The organism is Xanthobacter sediminis (genome assembly GCF_043195015.1).
Taxonomy (GTDB): Bacteria; Pseudomonadota; Alphaproteobacteria; order Rhizobiales; family Xanthobacteraceae; genus Xanthobacter.
The window spans coordinates 148,122-164,168 of record NZ_JBAFWH010000007.1; the positions used below are offsets into that span (position 1 = coordinate 148,122).

Genomic DNA, 16,047 nt, shown 5'->3' on the forward strand with positions numbered 1-16,047 from the left:
GCCCGAAAACGGGCCGCGAGCCGACCACACCCGAGGAAACGCCAGATGACCGATTCCCACCCCGCGGGCACCGCCCAGAACACGCCCGAGGACATGCCCACCGGCCCCCTCGCCGGCCTGCGCGTCGTTGATCTCTCCCGCCTCGCACCGGGACCCTACTGCACCATGCTGCTGGCCGACCTCGGCGCCGAGGTGATCGTGGTGGGCGGCGGGCGCGCGGGGGTGCCCATTCCCGAGCTTTCGCGCGGCAAGCGCTTCATCTCGCTCGACCTGAAGGCGCCGGAGGGGCGCGCCGCGCTGCAGGCGCTGGTGAAAACCGCCGACGTGCTGGTGGAGGGCTTCCGCCCCGGCGTCGCCGACCGCATCGGCGCCGGCTATGCGGAGCTGGCGGCGCTCAACCCGAAGCTCGTCTACTGTTCCGTCACCGGCTTCGGCCAGGACGGGCCGCGCGCCCAGGAGGCCGGACACGACATCACCTATCTCGCCCTGTCCGGCGTGCTCGGCGGCCTGGGGCCGAAGGAGGCCCCGCCCGCCGCGCCGCTCAACCTGGTGGCGGATTTCGCGGGCGGCAGCCTCATGGGGGCCATCGGCATCCTGGCGGCGGTGATCGAGGCGCGCCGCTCGGGGCGGGGCCAGAAAATCGACGCCGCCATGCTGGACGGCGCGCTCTCCCTCATGGCCATGCACCTGCCCCTGTGGCGCACGCCCCACTGGCCCGCGCGCGGCGAGGGGCTGCTGGCGGGCGACACCCCCTTCTACCGCACCTATGCCTGCGCCGACGGGCGCTTCATCGCCGTCGGCGCCCTGGAGCGCGGCTTCTTCGAGACCCTGTGGCGCACCCTGGAGCTGGGCGCGGCGCCCGACCACATGGCCCGCGCCAACTGGCCGGAGATCGAGAGCCGGCTCGCCGCCGTATTCCTCACCCGCCCGCGCGACGCATGGGCCGCCCTGTTCGCCGGAACGGACGCCTGCGTCGCCCCGGTGCTCGAGCCGCACGAAGTGTGGGACGAGCCCCACAACGCCGCCCGCCACCCCGGCTCGGGGCCGAGCCGGGTGCCGGCAGTTCCCCGCCTGTCCCGTACCCCGGCCCTCGCCCGGCCCCTGGACGAGACCGACCAGAGCCGCGCCGTGCTCGGCACCCTCGGCCTCTCGGAAGCGCAGATGGACGCGGCCATCGCGCCCGCGAGCAAGGACGGGCGCACCGGCCTCGACTGGCCGCCGGAGCTGCGCTGACGCAACGCGGAGGGCCAGCCCGGTACGGCGCAGGCCCTCCGTCACGCGAGCATCGACCACACAACCCTTGGTCGCATCGACTTTTTCCTGAGCCTGAAACGCCCCTGATGCCATCCGCTCCGGTCTTCGACCGGCGCCGGGCGGGTTCGCCCGAACGCCGCGCGGGCTCGGCCAAAGGCCCATGAGACATGCGCGCTTGAGAAAAGCGCATAGGCCTTTGGCCTGAGCCGTTTCGCCGCCCTTGTGGCGCTCCCCCTGCCCGCCTTAAACAAGCCGAGGCGTCGCAGGAGCGCCGAGGCCGGCCGGAACAACGGCCCGGCCGGCGAAATCATATCTCTCAGGATGTTGCCCGATGTCGAACATTGTCGATGACATTTATACCGAGCCCGAGGATTACTCGCCCGACACCCTCGCCAACCTCGGCCCCCTGCGCCGCCTCGCCGGCACCTGGCAGTCCGACACCGGGGTGGACGTGAACCCGAAGGCCGACGGCCCGGAGCGGCGCGTGTTCAGCGAGGTCATCCGCATGGAGCCGATCGACCCGCAGACCAACGGCCCGCAGTTGCTCTACGGCCTGCGCTACCACATCCACATCACCGCGCCGGGCGAGGCGGGCACGTTCCACGACCAGGTGGGCTACTGGCTGTGGGAGCCGGCGACCGGCCTCATCATGCAGACCATCGCCATCCCGCGCGGCCAGGTGGTGCTGGCCGGCGGCAAGGCCGGCGTCGACGACAAGACCCTCACGGTCGAAGCGCGACGGGGGGATACCCGCTTCGGCATCGCCTCCACCACCTTCCTCGAGGAAGCCTTCCGCACCGATTATTACCGCATCGACATCACCTTCAACGCGGACGGGAGCTGGACCTATGTGACCCGCACCGATCTCGCGATCCGCGGGCAGGTGCCGGCGTTCAACCACACGGACACCAACACCCTGCGCCGCATCCTGCGCCCGCGCCCGAACCCCATGGCCGCCCCGCCGCTGGAGCCCGCCGAGGCCTGAGCCGCGTCCGCGACGGCAGACGGGTACGGAAAAATGCGGGGAGGTGCGCGACCCGCACCCGGCGCTTCTCCGCTGAGCCCAAGGGACGGGTGCGCCTCGCAGTCGGCGGGCGCGGCCCCATCCCGCGGCATCATGCGTGAAGACGCCTGGTGTGCCGGCAACCGTTGGGGCCGGCTGAGAGAGACTGCCGGGCCGCCGGGGTCGATACCGAAGGGCGATTGCGTTCGGCCCGCGCGACCGGATCAATCGCACGCATGGGCAGACCGGTGCGGACCGAGACGGCGCCCCTATTCTGTTCTGCAGGCGAGACATCACAAGCGGCCTGCCGCGACACGCGCTTCTCCCCAATGGCGCCGGCACGACGACGTGCAGTCGCCATATCGGAGATCGCATGCAAAGAGTAGCATCAGCGCTGATAGCACCCCCAGGAGGACTCGGGGGGTGCATCTGGCGGCTGCCCCGGCAGGAAAAACATCAGCCCCCCTGCGGTATCGAGGTCATCGATGGCGAAACCCAATCTGTTCATCCTGGGTGCGGGGAAATGCGGCACCACCTCGCTTTATCATCTTCTGGAGCGCCATCCGGAGATAAAGGCAAGCGAGATCAAGGAGCCAAGCTTCTTTTGCAGCTACTTTCAGGTGGTACAAAATCCCATAGTATACTTCCACCTTTTCGATCCCCCTAGAAAATACAGGCTGGATGCGTCCCACGTCTATTTTTCAAACCCAGAGACGCCTCAGGTCTTGTTCGACCTTTTTCCTGACGCAAGATTCATTCTCAGCTTGCGGCATCCCAAGGCACGTGCGCACTCGCTTTATCAGCACATGCGCCGGGCCCGGCATGCCGATGGAAGGCCGCTTGAGCTGGTCGAGACCTTCCAGGACGCGCTCGCGCTTGAGGCTGAAAGATTTCACTCCGATTCCTTCTTTTCGACCTGCAGGCATTATTTCTGGAATTTCATGTATATGCGCTCCTCGCTCTACGATGAGCAGCTAAAGCGTTATTTCGCCCTATATCCGCGCGAGCGCTTCCTCATCATGAGTCTTGCGGAATTGCAGCGGGAGCCGCAGGCGGTCCGTCAGTCCATCGCGGATTTCCTCGACATTGATGCGGCGGGCTTTGGCGACGAGATTCCCCGCGCCAACGTGGCCCCTGCCTACAGCCCGTTCGAGCCCGAGAGCGATGCCCTCATGGAGGCCCAGTTCGGCAACCTGACCGAGCGGTTGGACCGCATGGTCGGCCGCCCGCTGGACTGGTCGTGCTGAGTGCCTCTCGCCCCTCTTGGCGCAGCTCTTGTCAGCTTTTCGGGCTTTGGGGCGCGCGATGGATGCGCGGCATGGGATGAAGCCGCTCGCCGGGCAAGGACCTCCGGCTCAGACCGGAAAGTCTGCCGTCTTCGCCTCCGCCATTCCGGCCACCATGCCGCCGATGGTGAGCGCGCTGGTCAGGCCCGGCGATTCGATGCCGAACAGGTTCACCAGTCCCGGAAGGCCGTGCGCCTCTTCCCCCTGCAGCACGAAATCTGGGGTCGTCCCCTCCGGCCACTCCAGCTTGGGGCGGATGCCGGCATAGCCGGGCTGGAGGTCATCCTCCCGCACATCCGGCCAATAGCGGCGGATGGAGGCGAGGAAGGGCGCGCGGCGCGCCGGGTCCACCGCATAGTCGCGCCGCTCCACCCATTCCACGTCCGGCCCGAAGCGGGCCTGCCCGCCGAGATCGAGGGTCAGGTGGGTGCCCAGCCCGCCCGGTTCCGGCACCGGATAGATGAGGTGGCGGAACGGTACCTTGCGGGCGCACGTGAAGTAATTGCCCTTGGCCAGCCGGGGCTTCGGCACGAAGCGGGCTTCGAGCCCGCTGATGCGCGTGGCCACGCCGGTGGCGTCGAGCCCGGCGCTGTTCACCAGCAGCCGGCAGCGCAGGGTGAGCGGGCTCGTGCCGCCCGCCGTCACGATGAAGCCGCCTGCGTCCGCCTCGGCGCGCGCGAAGGGCGTGCGGAGCGCCACCATGCCGCCCGCGTCCTCCAGGTCTCCTTGCAACGCCAGCATCAGCCCGTGGGCATCGATGATGCCGGTGACGGGGGAGAGGAGCGCCGCATGGACGCGCAGGGCCGGCTCCAGCGCCAGCGCCCCGGCGGCGTCCAGCATGGCGAGGCCCTCCACCCCGTTGGCTTCGCCGGTGGCCTTCAGCCGCTCCAGATAGGGCACCTCGCCCGGCGCGCCCGCCACGATCAGCTTGCCCGGACGGGCGATGTCCACGCCGTGGGTGGCGCAATAATCGAAGAGGCGGCGACGGCCCTCCACGCACAGCCGCGCCTTGAGGGTGCCGGGGGCGTCATAGAGGCCGGCGTGGACCACCTCCGAATTACGGGCGCTGGTGACGGTGCCGATGGCCGCCTGCGCCTCCAGCACGATCACCTCGCGGCCCGCGCGCGCCAGCGCCCGCGCCACCGCGAGGCCCACCACGCCGGCGCCGACGACGATGCACTCCACCCGATCCATGCCCGCACCCCGTGCCCGCGAAGGAGGGTGGCAGCATAGCCTGCCCGGCCGCGCCGCGGCACGCGCGGGGCGCAAGGCGCCTCTTCGCCCGGCGCCGGCCGGCTCCGCAGCTCAGCGGTAGAACAGGCCCACCCGCGCGCCATCCACCTCCATCACCGCGATGTCCATGTCGTAGATGGCGCGCAGCACCTCCCGGCGCATCAGCTCGGCCGGCGGGCCCTGGAAGGCGAGGCGCCCGTCCTTCATGGCGACGATGCGGTCGGCATGGCAGGAGGCGAAGTTGATGTCGTGGAGCACCACCACCACGGTCTTGCCCAGCTCGTCGGCGGCGCGGCGCAGCAGGCGCATGGTGGCGGCGGCATGCTTCATGTCGAGATTGTTCAGGGGCTCGTCGAGCAGCAGGTAGTCCGTGTCCTGCGCCAGCACCATGGCGATGAAGGCGCGCTGGCGCTGGCCGCCGGAAAGCTCGTCGAGAAAGCGGCCGCCGAGGGCTGCGAGGTCCACATAGCCGATGGCGGCCGCCACCTTCTCGCGGTCCTCCGGCGTGAGGCGCCCGCGCGAATGGGGAAAGCGCCCGAACGCCACCAGCTCCTCCACCGTGAGGCGGGGCGTCACCGCATTGTCCTGCCGGAGGATGGCGAGCCGGCGCGCCAGCTCGGCGCCGGGCGTCGCCGCCACGTCCCGCCCGTCGAGGGTGACGCGGCCGGCGCTCGCCGGCATCAGCCGCGCGACGATGGAGAGCAGGGTGGATTTTCCCGCCCCGTTCGGCCCGATGAGGGCGGTGAGGCCGCCCGGTGGCAGGTCGAGGCTCACATCGTCCAGCACCCGCGCGGCGCCGTAGGACTTGGAGAGATTGCGGATCTCGATCACGGCCGGTCCTTCCGCAGCAGCAGCAGGATGAAGAAGACCCCGCCCACGAATTCGATGACGACGCTCAAGGTGGTGCCGAGGTTCAGGAGGCGTTCCAGCACCATCTGCCCGCCGGCGAGGCAGATCACCGCCACCAGCACCGCCGCCGGCAGGGTGTAGCGATGCCGGTCGGTGCCGACGAGATGGTAGGCGAGGTTGGCCACCAGCAGGCCGAAGAACAGCACCGGCCCCACCAGCGCCGTGGAGACGGAAACCAGCACCGCCACCACCGCCATCAGCAACGCCACCGTGCGCGGATAATCCACCCCCAGGTTGATGGCGTTCTCCCGCCCGAGGGAGAGCACGTCCAGCGTGGGAGCGAGGCGGAAGGCGAGCGCGCCCGCCGCCGCGATGGCGACCCCCGCGAGCGGCAGCAGCGTCGTGTCCACCGCATTGAACTGGGCGAACAGCATGCCCTGGAGCACGGAGAAGGCGTTGGGATCGAGAATGCGCTGGAGCATGGCGGCGAGGCTCCGGCACAGTACGCCGAACACCACGCCCGCCAGCAGCAGCAGGTGCAGGCTGTTGCGCCCGTCCGAGAACAGCAGGCGGAACAGAGCGAGCGCCGCCACCACCATCACCGCCGCCTCCGCGAGGAAGCGCGCGCGGGGGTCGATGGCCAGCACCGCCTGGGCGCCCAGCACAAACACGAGGAGGGTGCGGAACACCACGAACAGGGCGTCGAAGCCCATCACCGCCGGGGTCAGGATGCGGTTTCGCGTGAGGGTCTGGAACACCACGGTGGAAATCCCCACCGCCGCGCCCACCGCCACCAGCCCGGCGAGCTTGGTGCCGCGGAAGGCGAGCACGAAGCTCCAGCTGCCGCGCGCACCCACCGTGAGGAAGGCCAGCATGGAAAGGAGCGCGAGGAGGGAGAGCACGAACAGCACCTGCCCCGGCCTCCGGATCGGAATATTATCCAAGGCGATAGCGCCGCCCGAGCAGCAGATAGAGGAACACCGCGCTGCCCAAGACCCCCGCCACCGTGCCCACCGGGATCTCATAGGGAAAGCGGATGAGCCGGCCGGTGATGTCACAGGCGAGCAGGAAGATGGCGCCGCACAGCGCCACCCACGGCAGGGTGCGGCGCAGGTTGTCGCCCAGCACCAGGGCCACCACGTTGGCGACGATGAGGCCCAGGAAGGGCACCGTGCCGGCCGTGACCACGCAGGCCGCCGTCACCAGCGAGACGATGACGAGCCCGAACGACACCACCTTGCGGTAGTCGAGCCCTAAGTTGGTGGCGAAGGCGTCGCCCAGCCCCGCCACGGTGAAGCGGTCGGCGGCGAGATAGGCGAGCACGGCCAGGGGCACGGCGATCCACAACAGCTCGTAGCGCCCGCGCAGCACGCCGGAGAAGTCCCCCGTGGTCCAGGCCGCCAGCGCCTGCAGCAGATCGAAGCGATAGGCGAGGAAGACGGAGACGGAATCGATCACCCCGCCCAGGATCAGCCCCACCAGCGGCACCACCAGGGTGGTGCGCAGGCTCAGCCGCTCGACGATCCGCAGGAACAGGAAGGTGCCGGCCAGGGCGAAGGCCGCCGCCACCAGCATCTTGCCCAGCATGGGCAGCTCCGGCGCCGCGAGCATCACGCTCACGAGGCCGAGGCGCGCCGCCTCGGCGGTGCCGGCGGTGGTGGGCTCCACGAAGCGGTTGCGGAACAGCATCTGCATGATGACAGCCGCCACCCCCATGGAGAGGCCGGCGAAGACGAGCGCCAGCGTGCGCGGTACCCGGCTCGCCGCCAGCACCAGCAGCGCCGCCCCGTCCTCTCCCGACCAGAGGGCGGACAGGGTCATGTCGCCGGCGCCGACGAGGAGGCTCGCCGCCACCAGCGCCAGCAGCACCGCCAGCGCCACCACGAAGGCAGCCGGCGCCGCCGGCCCCGCCCCATGTCCCCGTCCATGTCCCGGCACGGCGACCGCGCTCACGGCTTCGGCCCGTCCTGGGGAACGCCTTGGAGGGCGGCTGCCAGTTCCTCCACCGACAGCGCGAGCGCCCGCGCGCCGCCGGTGGTGACATACCAGCGCGGCGCGTCGAGGTAGACGATGTGATCTTCCTTCGCGGCCGTGGTGGCGGCGACGATGTCGTTGTCGAGCGCGCTGCGGGCGGCGGCCGCGGCCTGGCCGATGGCGACGTCGCGGTCGAGCACCAGCAGCCAGTCCGGATTGGCCTTCAGCAGATATTCGAAGGAGATCACGTCGCCGTGGGTGTCCGCCTCCTTGCCGGTGGTAAGGGGGGTGAGGCCGAGGTCTCCGTGGATCCAGCCGAAGCGCGAGCCCGCCCCGTAGGCGGAGAGCTTGCCGCCATTGACCATGATCAGGAGCACGCGGCCCGCCTTCGGCGCCGCGGCCCGCACCGCCGCGATGCCGGCGCCGATGCGCGCATCGAGGGCGGCGGCCTCCTGCTCCTTGCCGAAAAGGCGGCCGAGGGTCTGCGCGTTGGCGCGCACGCCGGCCACGAAATGCTTTGGATCGACCGTGAGATCGATGGTGGGCGCGATCTTCGCGAGTTCGGCATATTTGGGCGCCGAGCGTCCGCCGATGATGATGAGGTCCGGCGCCAGGGCCGCCACGGCCTCGTAGTCGGGCTCGAACAGAGTGCCGACCTTCGCGTAGCGGTCGTCGCGATACTTCGCGAGCGATTGGGGCAGGTTGGAGCCCGGCACGCCCGCCACCTCCACGCCCAGGGCGTCGAGGGTATCGAGGGCACCGGCGTCGAACACCACCACCCGTGCCGGCCGCGCGGGCAGCACGGCCTCGCCCCTGGCGTGCTTCACGCTCACCGGCTCGGCGGCGGCCGGCGACCATGCGGGCGCGGCGAACAAGGCGAGAACGGCCAAAGCCGCCGCGCACCGGCGGGTGATGGCGGCGCGTGCGGAAGGGACCGCGGCAGGGATCATGGCGATCATCCTTGATGCATCGGGAAACGGGAGGAGCCGGTGTCTCCGGGCCTGCGGAGCGGCGATGCCGGCCCGACATGACGCAATGGGAGGCACGGGGATTTAGGGCGAAGATTCGCGTCTTGATAATTTAGAATCAATAAAAACAAGACGAATGCCTCGAATGGGAACGCGACTTCAAATCTCAGCACCGCGACATCAGAATGTTTTGCCGTCATCTGTGCTCAGGTAGTCATCTTATACACAGCATGCCACGTCAAGTTCATGCGGGCGGCAGGGCGGCCCATGCGCGAGACCATCGCGCCCCACAACCGCTGGCGTTCCCTGAGAAACCCCTTCGGCCTCTGCCGCGGGCCTCACCCCGGCGCTGCGGCCCGGGCGTGGGAAAAATAGACGCGGGAAAAGGGCGGGGCCTCGACGCGGGCGTCGCGGCGGGCCCGCACAGCGCCCGCCGATGGCGCTCCGGCGAAATACCGCGCTTCTCCCTGCGCGAGAGATGTGGGGAGGAAGGGAAGCGGCCGGACAACAGACCGGCAGCAGGCCAGGGCCGCAGCATCGCATAGGGCCCATTCGCCACGCCCCAGGCGCGGACCAGGCCTCGATGCCCCCGCATCCGCCATGCGCCCGGCCCCCTCAAAAAACCGACATCGTCCCGAACGGCCGGCGCGGCCAAGTCTCGCCGCGCCGGGGGAAGGATAGAAGGCCAAGCGGCCCCATGCGCCGCGCGCATCAGTGACCACCCTCCTGCGGATGCAGGCCGGATTCGGCGCCTCCCATTTGACCGGCGCCTGTCATCCCCCCCCAAAGGGACAGGCGGCTTGCCCCGCCCCGGCGCCCGCGGAGCGGCTGGTCTGGCCAGCGCGCGGGGGCCGTCCAACCCGCGCCGGAGCCATGCCGGTAGCCCCGGCGAACGCAGACCCGCCGCCGCGCGATCCTAAGGGCGCACGCCGGACTTCAGCACCTGCAGCTCGGCGAGCGCCCAATGCTCGCGGTCGCGGCCGGAGGGACACCCCTCCTCGCGCCAGATGGCGCGCGCGCGGCGGCGGATCTGGTCGCGCTCGGAAGGGGAAAGGCCGTCCGCCGCTGCGGGCGCAGAGACCGGCATCGTCTCGGCGTGGATCTTCACGGCAGCGCCCTTCCTGGTCGCGCTCCTGACGGCGACGCTCGCCGTGACCGTGCTTTTCGCAGCGGTGCTGTTCGTAGCGGTGCCTTGCGCAGCAGTGCCTTGCGCAGCGGCGCCTTTCGCAGCGTTGGCCTCGTGGCTCATGGGGTCCTCCTTCCGTCTGCCCTGGCGGGCAACGGCCGCGCCGGGGGCGGGAGCGGTCTTCGATGCGCGCCCTCACGTGAGACGCAACGACCGGCGGGCCCGCGGGTTCCCGCCCCGCTTGCCGCCTGCCGGTTCCCTCCCGCGCCGTCCGGCGCTAGAGGGCTTCCTCGTTTCATGGAATCGGGGAAGCCCTCTAGACTCTTGCATTGATGCGCCTTCTTCACGCGAACCGGTTTCCACTTCACTCGAAAACGCTCTATGCGTGGGCGAAGGCACAGGAGACGGACCATGCCGGCGGCGAACCTTCCTTCCCTCGACACGCTTCCCCGGCTCGCGGGGGAGATCCTCTCCCGCCTCGGCGTCCCCGCCGCGCGGCTGCGCGGCGCGCGCGCCGCCCGCACGCCGCTGACCGGCGAGGCCCTCGCTTATGTCTCGGACAGCGGGCCAGACCAGGTGGAGGCCGCCGTGGCACGGGCGGAGGCGGCGTTCCATGCCTGGCGCGCGGTGCCGGCGCCGCGCCGGGGCGAGCTGGTGCGGCTGCTGGGTGAGGAACTGCGCGCCGCCAAGGGCGATCTGGCCCGGCTGGTCAGCATCGAGGCCGGCAAGATCGCCTCCGAGGGCGCCGGCGAGGTGCAGGAGATGATCGACATCTGCGACTTCGCCACCGGCCTCTCGCGCCAGCTCCACGGCCTCACCATCGCCACCGAGCGGGCCGAGCACCGCATGATGGAGACGTGGCATCCACTGGGCCCGGCCTGCGTCATCACGGCCTTCAACTTCCCGGTCGCGGTGTGGGCCTGGAACGCGGCCCTGGCGCTGGTGTGCGGTGATCCGGTGGTGTGGAAGCCCTCGGAGAAGACCCCCCTCACCGCGCTGGCGGTGGAGGCGCTGTTCGCCCGCGCGGCGGCGCGCTTCGGCGATGCGCCGGAAGGGCTCCTCACGGTGCTGACCGGCGGCGCGGAGGTGGGCGAGGCGCTGGTGGACGACCCGCGCCTGCCGCTCGTCTCGGCCACCGGCTCCACCACCATGGGCCGGGAGGTAGCGCCGCGCCTCGCCCAGCGTTTCGCGCGCGCTATCCTGGAGCTGGGCGGCAACAATGCCGCCATCGTGCGCCCCTCGGCCGACCTCGACCTGACCGTGCGGGCGGTGGCGTTCGCGGCCATGGGCACCGCCGGCCAGCGCTGCACCACCCTGCGCCGGCTGATCGTGCACGATGACGTCCACGCCCCGCTGATGGCGCGCCTCGAACGGGCATTCGCCTCGGTGCCGGCGGGCGATCCGCTGGCGGCGGGCACGCTGGTCGGCCCCCTCATCGACGGCGCGGCCTACGACGCCATGCAGGTGGCACTGGAGGCGGCGCGGGCGGACGGCGGGCGCGTCATCGGCGGCGAACGGCTGGGGGCGGAGGCCCTCCCCGACGCCTATTATGCCCGCCCCGCCCTGGTGGAGATGCCGGCCCAGACCGGCACCGTCGCCGCCGAGACCTTCGCCCCCATCCTCTACGTGCTCAGGGAAAGCGAGCTGGAGGCGGCCATCGCCCTCAACAACGCCGTGGGCCAGGGCCTCGCCTCCTCCATCTTCACCACCGACCTGAGGGAAGCCGAGCGCTTCCTTTCCGCCGCGGGCTCCGACTGCGGCATCGCCAACGTGAACATCGGCCCCTCGGGCGCGGAGATCGGCGGCGCGTTCGGCGGCGAGAAGGAGACCGGCGGCGGTCGCGAGGCGGGCTCCGACGCATGGAAGGGCTACATGCGCCGGGCCACCAACACCATCAACTACGGCCGCGCCCTGCCGCTGGCGCAGGGCGTCTCCTTCGACATCGGTTGAGGCGGGCGGATACCGCGCGCAAGCGACGCAGCGGTAGCCGCATGGTTCAACCGTCGCGAAATCTGATCTAACGTGCGGTTGCGTCGGCGGATCGGGCGAATCGGCCGGATGGCCGGGGGCTAATCGCCGTCATCGCGGGTCTTTTAGGGCCCGCGCGACGGCGGCGACCCTCAAGGGAGCCGGCGCGTCATCGTGATGTGCTCTAAGGGCCGCTCCATGCCAACCATGCACCCAACCCCAAGACCGACCCGTCCCGCGGGCTGGTGCGGGAGCAGAACGGGCGTTGGCGCCTCTCAGGGCCTCTCTTCCAGCAGGAAAGGCATGTTTATGCTGCATCCCAAGAGCCTGATCCGAGCCGCAGCGGCACTCGCCGTCGCAGGGCTGGTGGCAGGCACCGGCGTTCCCCTCGCCTTGGCGGCCCCACCCGAGCCGGCGGAGGACCGCGCCGCCGCCACCCTTGATCCCGGCGCCGCCGCGGCCCTCACCCGCATGGGCGAATACCTCGCCGGCCTCAAGAGCTTCGAGCTCACCGCCAGGACCACTATCGAGGTGGCCCTGCGCGAGGGCCACCAGGTGGAGATCGGCGGCCTCGTCCACTATTGGGTGAAGCGGCCCGACCGCATCCGCATCGACAGCGAGACCGACACCCTCTCGCGCCAGTATTTCTTCGACGGCAAGACCTTCACCGTGGTGGCGCCGGACCGCGGCTTCTTCGCCCAGACCGAGGGCAAGGGCTCCATCGGCGACACCCTCGGCCATGCCGCCGAGACGCTGAACATCGAGGTGCCGCTGGCCGACCTGTTCGCCTGGGGCACGCCGCAGTCGCCGCTCAAGCAGTTCGAGCGCGGCTTCTACGTGGGCGCCGCCAAGATCGACGGCACCGCCACCGACCATTACGCGCTGATCGGCCGGGATATCGACCTCGAGGTCTGGATCCAGCAGGGCGATGTGCCGCTGCCGCTGAAGATGGCGCTGGTGGACCGGCGCGTACCCGGCAGCCCGCGCTTCTCCGCCGTGCTCGCCTGGGTGCCGGACGCAGCCATTCCCGACGCCGCCTTCACCTTCACCCCGGCCAAGGGCGTGGCACGCATCCCATTCTCCAAGCCCGCACCGGCCCAGCCTGCCGAGGCGAAGCCAGCCGATGCGAAGCCCGCCGCCGGCGCCCCGGCGAACGCGCAGAAGGGAGGCCAGTGATGAGCCAGGACACGCGCAATCAGGACACGCGCAACCTCATGCCGGGCCGCGCTGCGGCTGCCTGCCTCTTCCTCCTCGCCTCCGCCGCGATGCAGCCGGCCATGGCCGCCGGCGTAGGGTTCCACGGCGGCTTCGGTGGCGGCGGCTTCGGTGGCGGCGGCTTCGGCGGGGGCGGTTTCGACATGGCCGCGCCGCACTTCAACGCAGCGCCCAATTTCAACGCCAACCCCGCCTTCAACCGGCCGATCTCGCCGGGCCATGCCTTCGTGCCACCTCCGGGGCCACACCCCCTGCCGCCGCCGGGACCTGGGCCCTACCCGCCGCCTGGGCCGGGTCCCCACCCCTATCCGCCCGGCCCCGGCCCCGTGCCCCCGGGCCCCATGCCGCCCCCGCCGGGGCCCGGGCCCTATCCGCCCTACCATCCCGGCTACTGGCCAGGCCCCTATTATCCCAGCGGCTGGGGCGCGCCGCTGGTGGCGGGCGCCGTGGCGGGCGCAGCCACGGCGGCGATGATCGGCTCCACCGTCTATTCGCTGCCGCCCGACTGCCAGCAGATCTCCATCAATGCCGTCACCTACCAGCAGTGTGGCGGAAGCTGGTACCTGCCGCAATTCACCGGCAGCCACGTGGTCTATGAGGTGGTTTCGCCGCCGCCCTCGCCCTACTGAGGGCAAAGGCCCGTGAGCCTGCCTCACGGGCCTTTGCTCAAGCCCGCGCGGCTTGAGCGGTCGAGAACCGGCCCCGGTCAAGGACCGGGCCGGTGGCATCAGGTGGCAAGAGGCGCTCGCGCCCGGCCCGCCTGGGAACCGGGACGTCGCCGCAGGGCGCCGTTCCCCCTCCCTCCATGGGCGACGCCGGGGGCAGCCCCGGCCGCATGGGCGTTTTCCGTCCGCGCCGGCTCGCCAACCACGCTCCGGCCTTTTGGGCTAATGCACCACTTTGTACGCGGGCCCCCGCGCGCTCAGGCGGGCAAGAGGCCGCGCACCAGCAGGTCGTGATACTCGCTCGCCACTTCCTCGGCGGACTTGCCGCGCCCCGGCTTGAACCAGCGCACCATCCAGCTCAGCAGCGACAGCACCGCGCGGCCCGCCATCGCCTCGCCCACCGGGCGGAAGGAGCCATCGGCCACGCCGTCGGCGAGGATCTGCCGCAGCAGCCCCTCGTGGGCATCGCGCAAGGCGAGCGCATCATCCTTCAGCTCGGTATTCGCCATGCCGGAGAAGCCCACCAGCATGGTGACGAAGCAATCGTAGTTGTCTGCCAGGAAGCGCGCATGCGCGACCATGTATTGGCGCAGTTGATCTACCGGCGGATCGCTCCGGTTCACCGCTTCCGCTGAAGCCTCATAAAGGCCGTTGAGGGTGAAAATGATGATGGCATCGTAGATCTCCTGCTTCGAGGAGAAATAATTGTAGATGGCGCCCTTGGAGTAGCCCATGGCGCGCGCCAACTCGGCCAGGGAGCCGGAGGCGAAGCCCTTTTCCGCGAACAGGCGGGCCGCCTGCTGGAGGATTTCCGCGCGCGGGTCGTCCTTCAGCGGCGGGCGGCCGAGCGGGCGGGGCACGGCCGCCGCCTTGGCCGGAGCGGGCTTTTCAGACTCCGGAGCTGCGGGCGGATGCGCGATCTTCGCGCCTTTCGCACGGCCGGCCGGCGGCTGTGCCGCCTCCGCGACACGGCGCCGGGGGCGACCGGCCGCGGGTTTCTTTTCCGTCTCGCTCACCCGGCCCTCCTCCTGGAGCGTTTTCAAGCGATGTGGCCACCGGTTCGCGTGAAAACGCGTTGATGCCCGAACGCCTGGCGCGTCGGCGCGCCGTCTCGATTCGCCCTGTCCTTCCCCGCTCTTAGAGCCCGCCGCCCGCGGGTGGAACCCGTCCACGACCGCCGATGGCAGAGACCCGCAAGAAGGCACTTGACCGGGTTGCGTGATTTATATACCGACTGGTCGGAAAGTAAATCACACCGACCAACCATCGCAGGAGGCACGTCCATGGCCGCATCGTCCCCCAAGCCGCAGTTCGACTGGGCCGATCCGTTCGATTTCGAGAGCCAGCTCAGCGAGGAAGAGCGGCTGGTGCGCGACACCGCCCGCGACTATGCGCAGGAGAAGCTGCTGCCGCGTGTCACCTCCGCCTACCTGGAGGAGCGGTTCGACCGCGAGATCATGAACGAGATGGGCGAGCTCGGCCTGCTCGGCCCCACCATCCCCGCCGAGTACGGCGGCGCCGGCCTCAACTACGTCTCCTACGGCCTCGCCGCGCGTGAGGTGGAGCGGGTGGATTCGGGCTACCGCTCGGCCATGAGCGTGCAGTCCTCGCTGGTCATGCACCCCATCTATGCCTACGGCTCCGAGGCGCAGAAGAAGAAGTACCTGCCGAAGCTCGCCACCGGCGAGTGGGTGGGCTGCTTCGGCCTCACCGAGCCCGACGCCGGCTCCGACCCGGCCGGCATGCGCACCCGCGCCGAGAAGATCGACGGCGGCTACCGCCTCAAGGGCGCGAAGATGTGGATCACCAACTCCCCCATCGCCGAGCTCGCGGTGGTGTGGGCGAAGTCGGCGGCCCATGACGGCGCCATCAAGGGCTTCGTGGTGGAGCGGGGCACCAAGGGCTTCACCACCCCGAAGATCGAGGGCAAGCTCTCGCTGCGCGCCTCCATCACCGGCGAGATCGTGCTCGACGACGTGGAGATCCCGGAGGAGAACCTGCTGCCGGGCGTGTCCGGCCTCGCCGGCCCGTTCGGCTGCCTCAACCGCGCGCGCTACGGCATCGGCTGGGGCGCCATCGGCGCGGCGGAAGCCTGCTTCGCCCAGGCCCGCCAGTACACGCTGGACCGCAAGCAGTTCGGCCGCCCGCTGGCCAACACCCAGCTCGTGCAGCTGAAGCTGGCCAACATGGCGACCGAGATCGCCCTCGGCCTCCAGCTCGCCCTGCGCGCCGGCCACCTGCTCGACGCGGGCAAGCTGCCGGTGGAGAGCATCTCCTTCCTGAAGCGCAACAATTGCGGCAAGGCCCTCGACATCGCCCGCGTCGCCCGCGACATGCACGGCGGCAACGGCATCTCGGCCGAGTTCCACGTGATCCGCCACGCGGCGAACCTGGAGACCGTGAACACCTACGAGGGCACCCACGACATCCACGCCCTCATCATCGGCCGCGCCATCACCGGCCTGCAGGCGTTCTTCTGAGCGCATCCTTCGGCGCTCTCCCGAGC

The 16,047-nt window shown here is 70.3% G+C and carries 14 protein-coding genes; 7 read left to right on the forward strand and 7 right to left on the reverse strand.

What is annotated here, in order from left to right; translation table 11 throughout:
- Positions 1-45: 45 nt before the first annotated feature.
- From V5F61_RS11460 to V5F61_RS11470, 3 genes are all read left to right on the forward strand, one after another.
- The gene (locus tag V5F61_RS11460; RefSeq protein ID WP_393988059.1) at positions 46-1,233 is read left to right on the forward strand and encodes a CaiB/BaiF CoA transferase family protein; all 1,188 of its coding nucleotides are present in this window, start codon (positions 46-48) and stop codon (positions 1,231-1,233) included.
- 352 nt (positions 1,234-1,585) lie between these two features.
- The gene (locus tag V5F61_RS11465) at positions 1,586-2,239 is read left to right on the forward strand and encodes an FABP family protein (protein WP_393988058.1); all 654 of its coding nucleotides are present in this window, start codon (positions 1,586-1,588) and stop codon (positions 2,237-2,239) included.
- Between the two features lie 503 nt (positions 2,240-2,742).
- Entirely contained in the window at positions 2,743-3,504 is a 762-nt protein-coding gene (locus tag V5F61_RS11470; RefSeq protein ID WP_393988057.1) for a sulfotransferase domain-containing protein, read from the forward strand.
- Between the two features lie 108 nt (positions 3,505-3,612).
- Here V5F61_RS11470 and V5F61_RS11475 read toward each other — a convergent pair whose 3' ends face one another.
- From V5F61_RS11475 to V5F61_RS11500, 6 genes are all read right to left on the reverse strand, one after another.
- Positions 3,613-4,737 (reverse strand): NAD(P)/FAD-dependent oxidoreductase, encoded by a 1,125-nt coding sequence (locus V5F61_RS11475; RefSeq protein ID WP_393988056.1) that lies wholly within the window; start codon positions 4,735-4,737, stop codon positions 3,613-3,615.
- Positions 4,738-4,848: 111 nt separating this feature from the next.
- Positions 4,849-5,607, reverse strand: coding sequence for an iron ABC transporter ATP-binding protein (locus V5F61_RS11480; protein WP_393988055.1), 759 nt, complete (start codon positions 5,605-5,607; stop codon positions 4,849-4,851).
- Positions 5,604-6,500, reverse strand: a complete 897-nt coding sequence (locus tag V5F61_RS11485) for an iron chelate uptake ABC transporter family permease subunit (RefSeq protein ID WP_393988182.1) — start codon at positions 6,498-6,500, stop codon at positions 5,604-5,606. Before V5F61_RS11485 ends, V5F61_RS11480 begins: the two co-directional genes overlap by 4 nt.
- A 61-nt stretch (positions 6,501-6,561) precedes the next feature.
- On the reverse strand, positions 6,562-7,509 hold the full coding sequence (locus V5F61_RS11490) for an ABC transporter permease (RefSeq protein ID WP_394104041.1): 948 nt from the start codon (positions 7,507-7,509) through the stop codon (positions 6,562-6,564).
- Positions 7,510-7,574: 65 nt separating this feature from the next.
- The gene (locus tag V5F61_RS11495) at positions 7,575-8,549 is read right to left on the reverse strand and encodes a siderophore ABC transporter substrate-binding protein (RefSeq protein WP_393988054.1); all 975 of its coding nucleotides are present in this window, start codon (positions 8,547-8,549) and stop codon (positions 7,575-7,577) included.
- Positions 8,550-9,483: 934 nt separating this feature from the next.
- Positions 9,484-9,816 (reverse strand): DUF2934 domain-containing protein, encoded by a 333-nt coding sequence (locus V5F61_RS11500; protein ID WP_393988053.1) that lies wholly within the window; start codon positions 9,814-9,816, stop codon positions 9,484-9,486.
- Between the two features lie 288 nt (positions 9,817-10,104).
- On the opposite strand from V5F61_RS11500, the gene amaB reads away from it, so the two are divergent.
- From amaB to V5F61_RS11515, 3 genes are all read left to right on the forward strand, one after another.
- A complete protein-coding gene (gene amaB / locus V5F61_RS11505) occupies positions 10,105-11,643 on the forward strand; it encodes an L-piperidine-6-carboxylate dehydrogenase (RefSeq protein WP_393988052.1) in 1,539 nt (512 codons plus the stop codon).
- A 327-nt stretch (positions 11,644-11,970) separates the two neighbouring features.
- A complete protein-coding gene (locus tag V5F61_RS11510; protein ID WP_393988051.1) occupies positions 11,971-12,837 on the forward strand; it encodes a DUF2092 domain-containing protein in 867 nt (288 codons plus the stop codon).
- Positions 12,837-13,505, forward strand: coding sequence for a hypothetical protein (locus tag V5F61_RS11515; protein ID WP_393988050.1), 669 nt, complete (start codon positions 12,837-12,839; stop codon positions 13,503-13,505). Before V5F61_RS11510 ends, V5F61_RS11515 begins: the two co-directional genes overlap by 1 nt.
- A 293-nt stretch (positions 13,506-13,798) precedes the next feature.
- Here V5F61_RS11515 and V5F61_RS11520 read toward each other — a convergent pair whose 3' ends face one another.
- The gene (locus V5F61_RS11520) at positions 13,799-14,401 is read right to left on the reverse strand and encodes a TetR/AcrR family transcriptional regulator (protein WP_393988049.1); all 603 of its coding nucleotides are present in this window, start codon (positions 14,399-14,401) and stop codon (positions 13,799-13,801) included.
- A 423-nt stretch (positions 14,402-14,824) separates the two neighbouring features.
- Here V5F61_RS11520 and V5F61_RS11525 point away from each other — a divergent pair, with 423 nt between their 5' ends.
- Positions 14,825-16,021: an acyl-CoA dehydrogenase gene (locus V5F61_RS11525; protein ID WP_393988048.1), complete on the forward strand. Its 1,197-nt coding sequence runs from the start codon at positions 14,825-14,827 to the stop codon at positions 16,019-16,021.
- Positions 16,022-16,047: the final 26 nt, after the last annotated feature.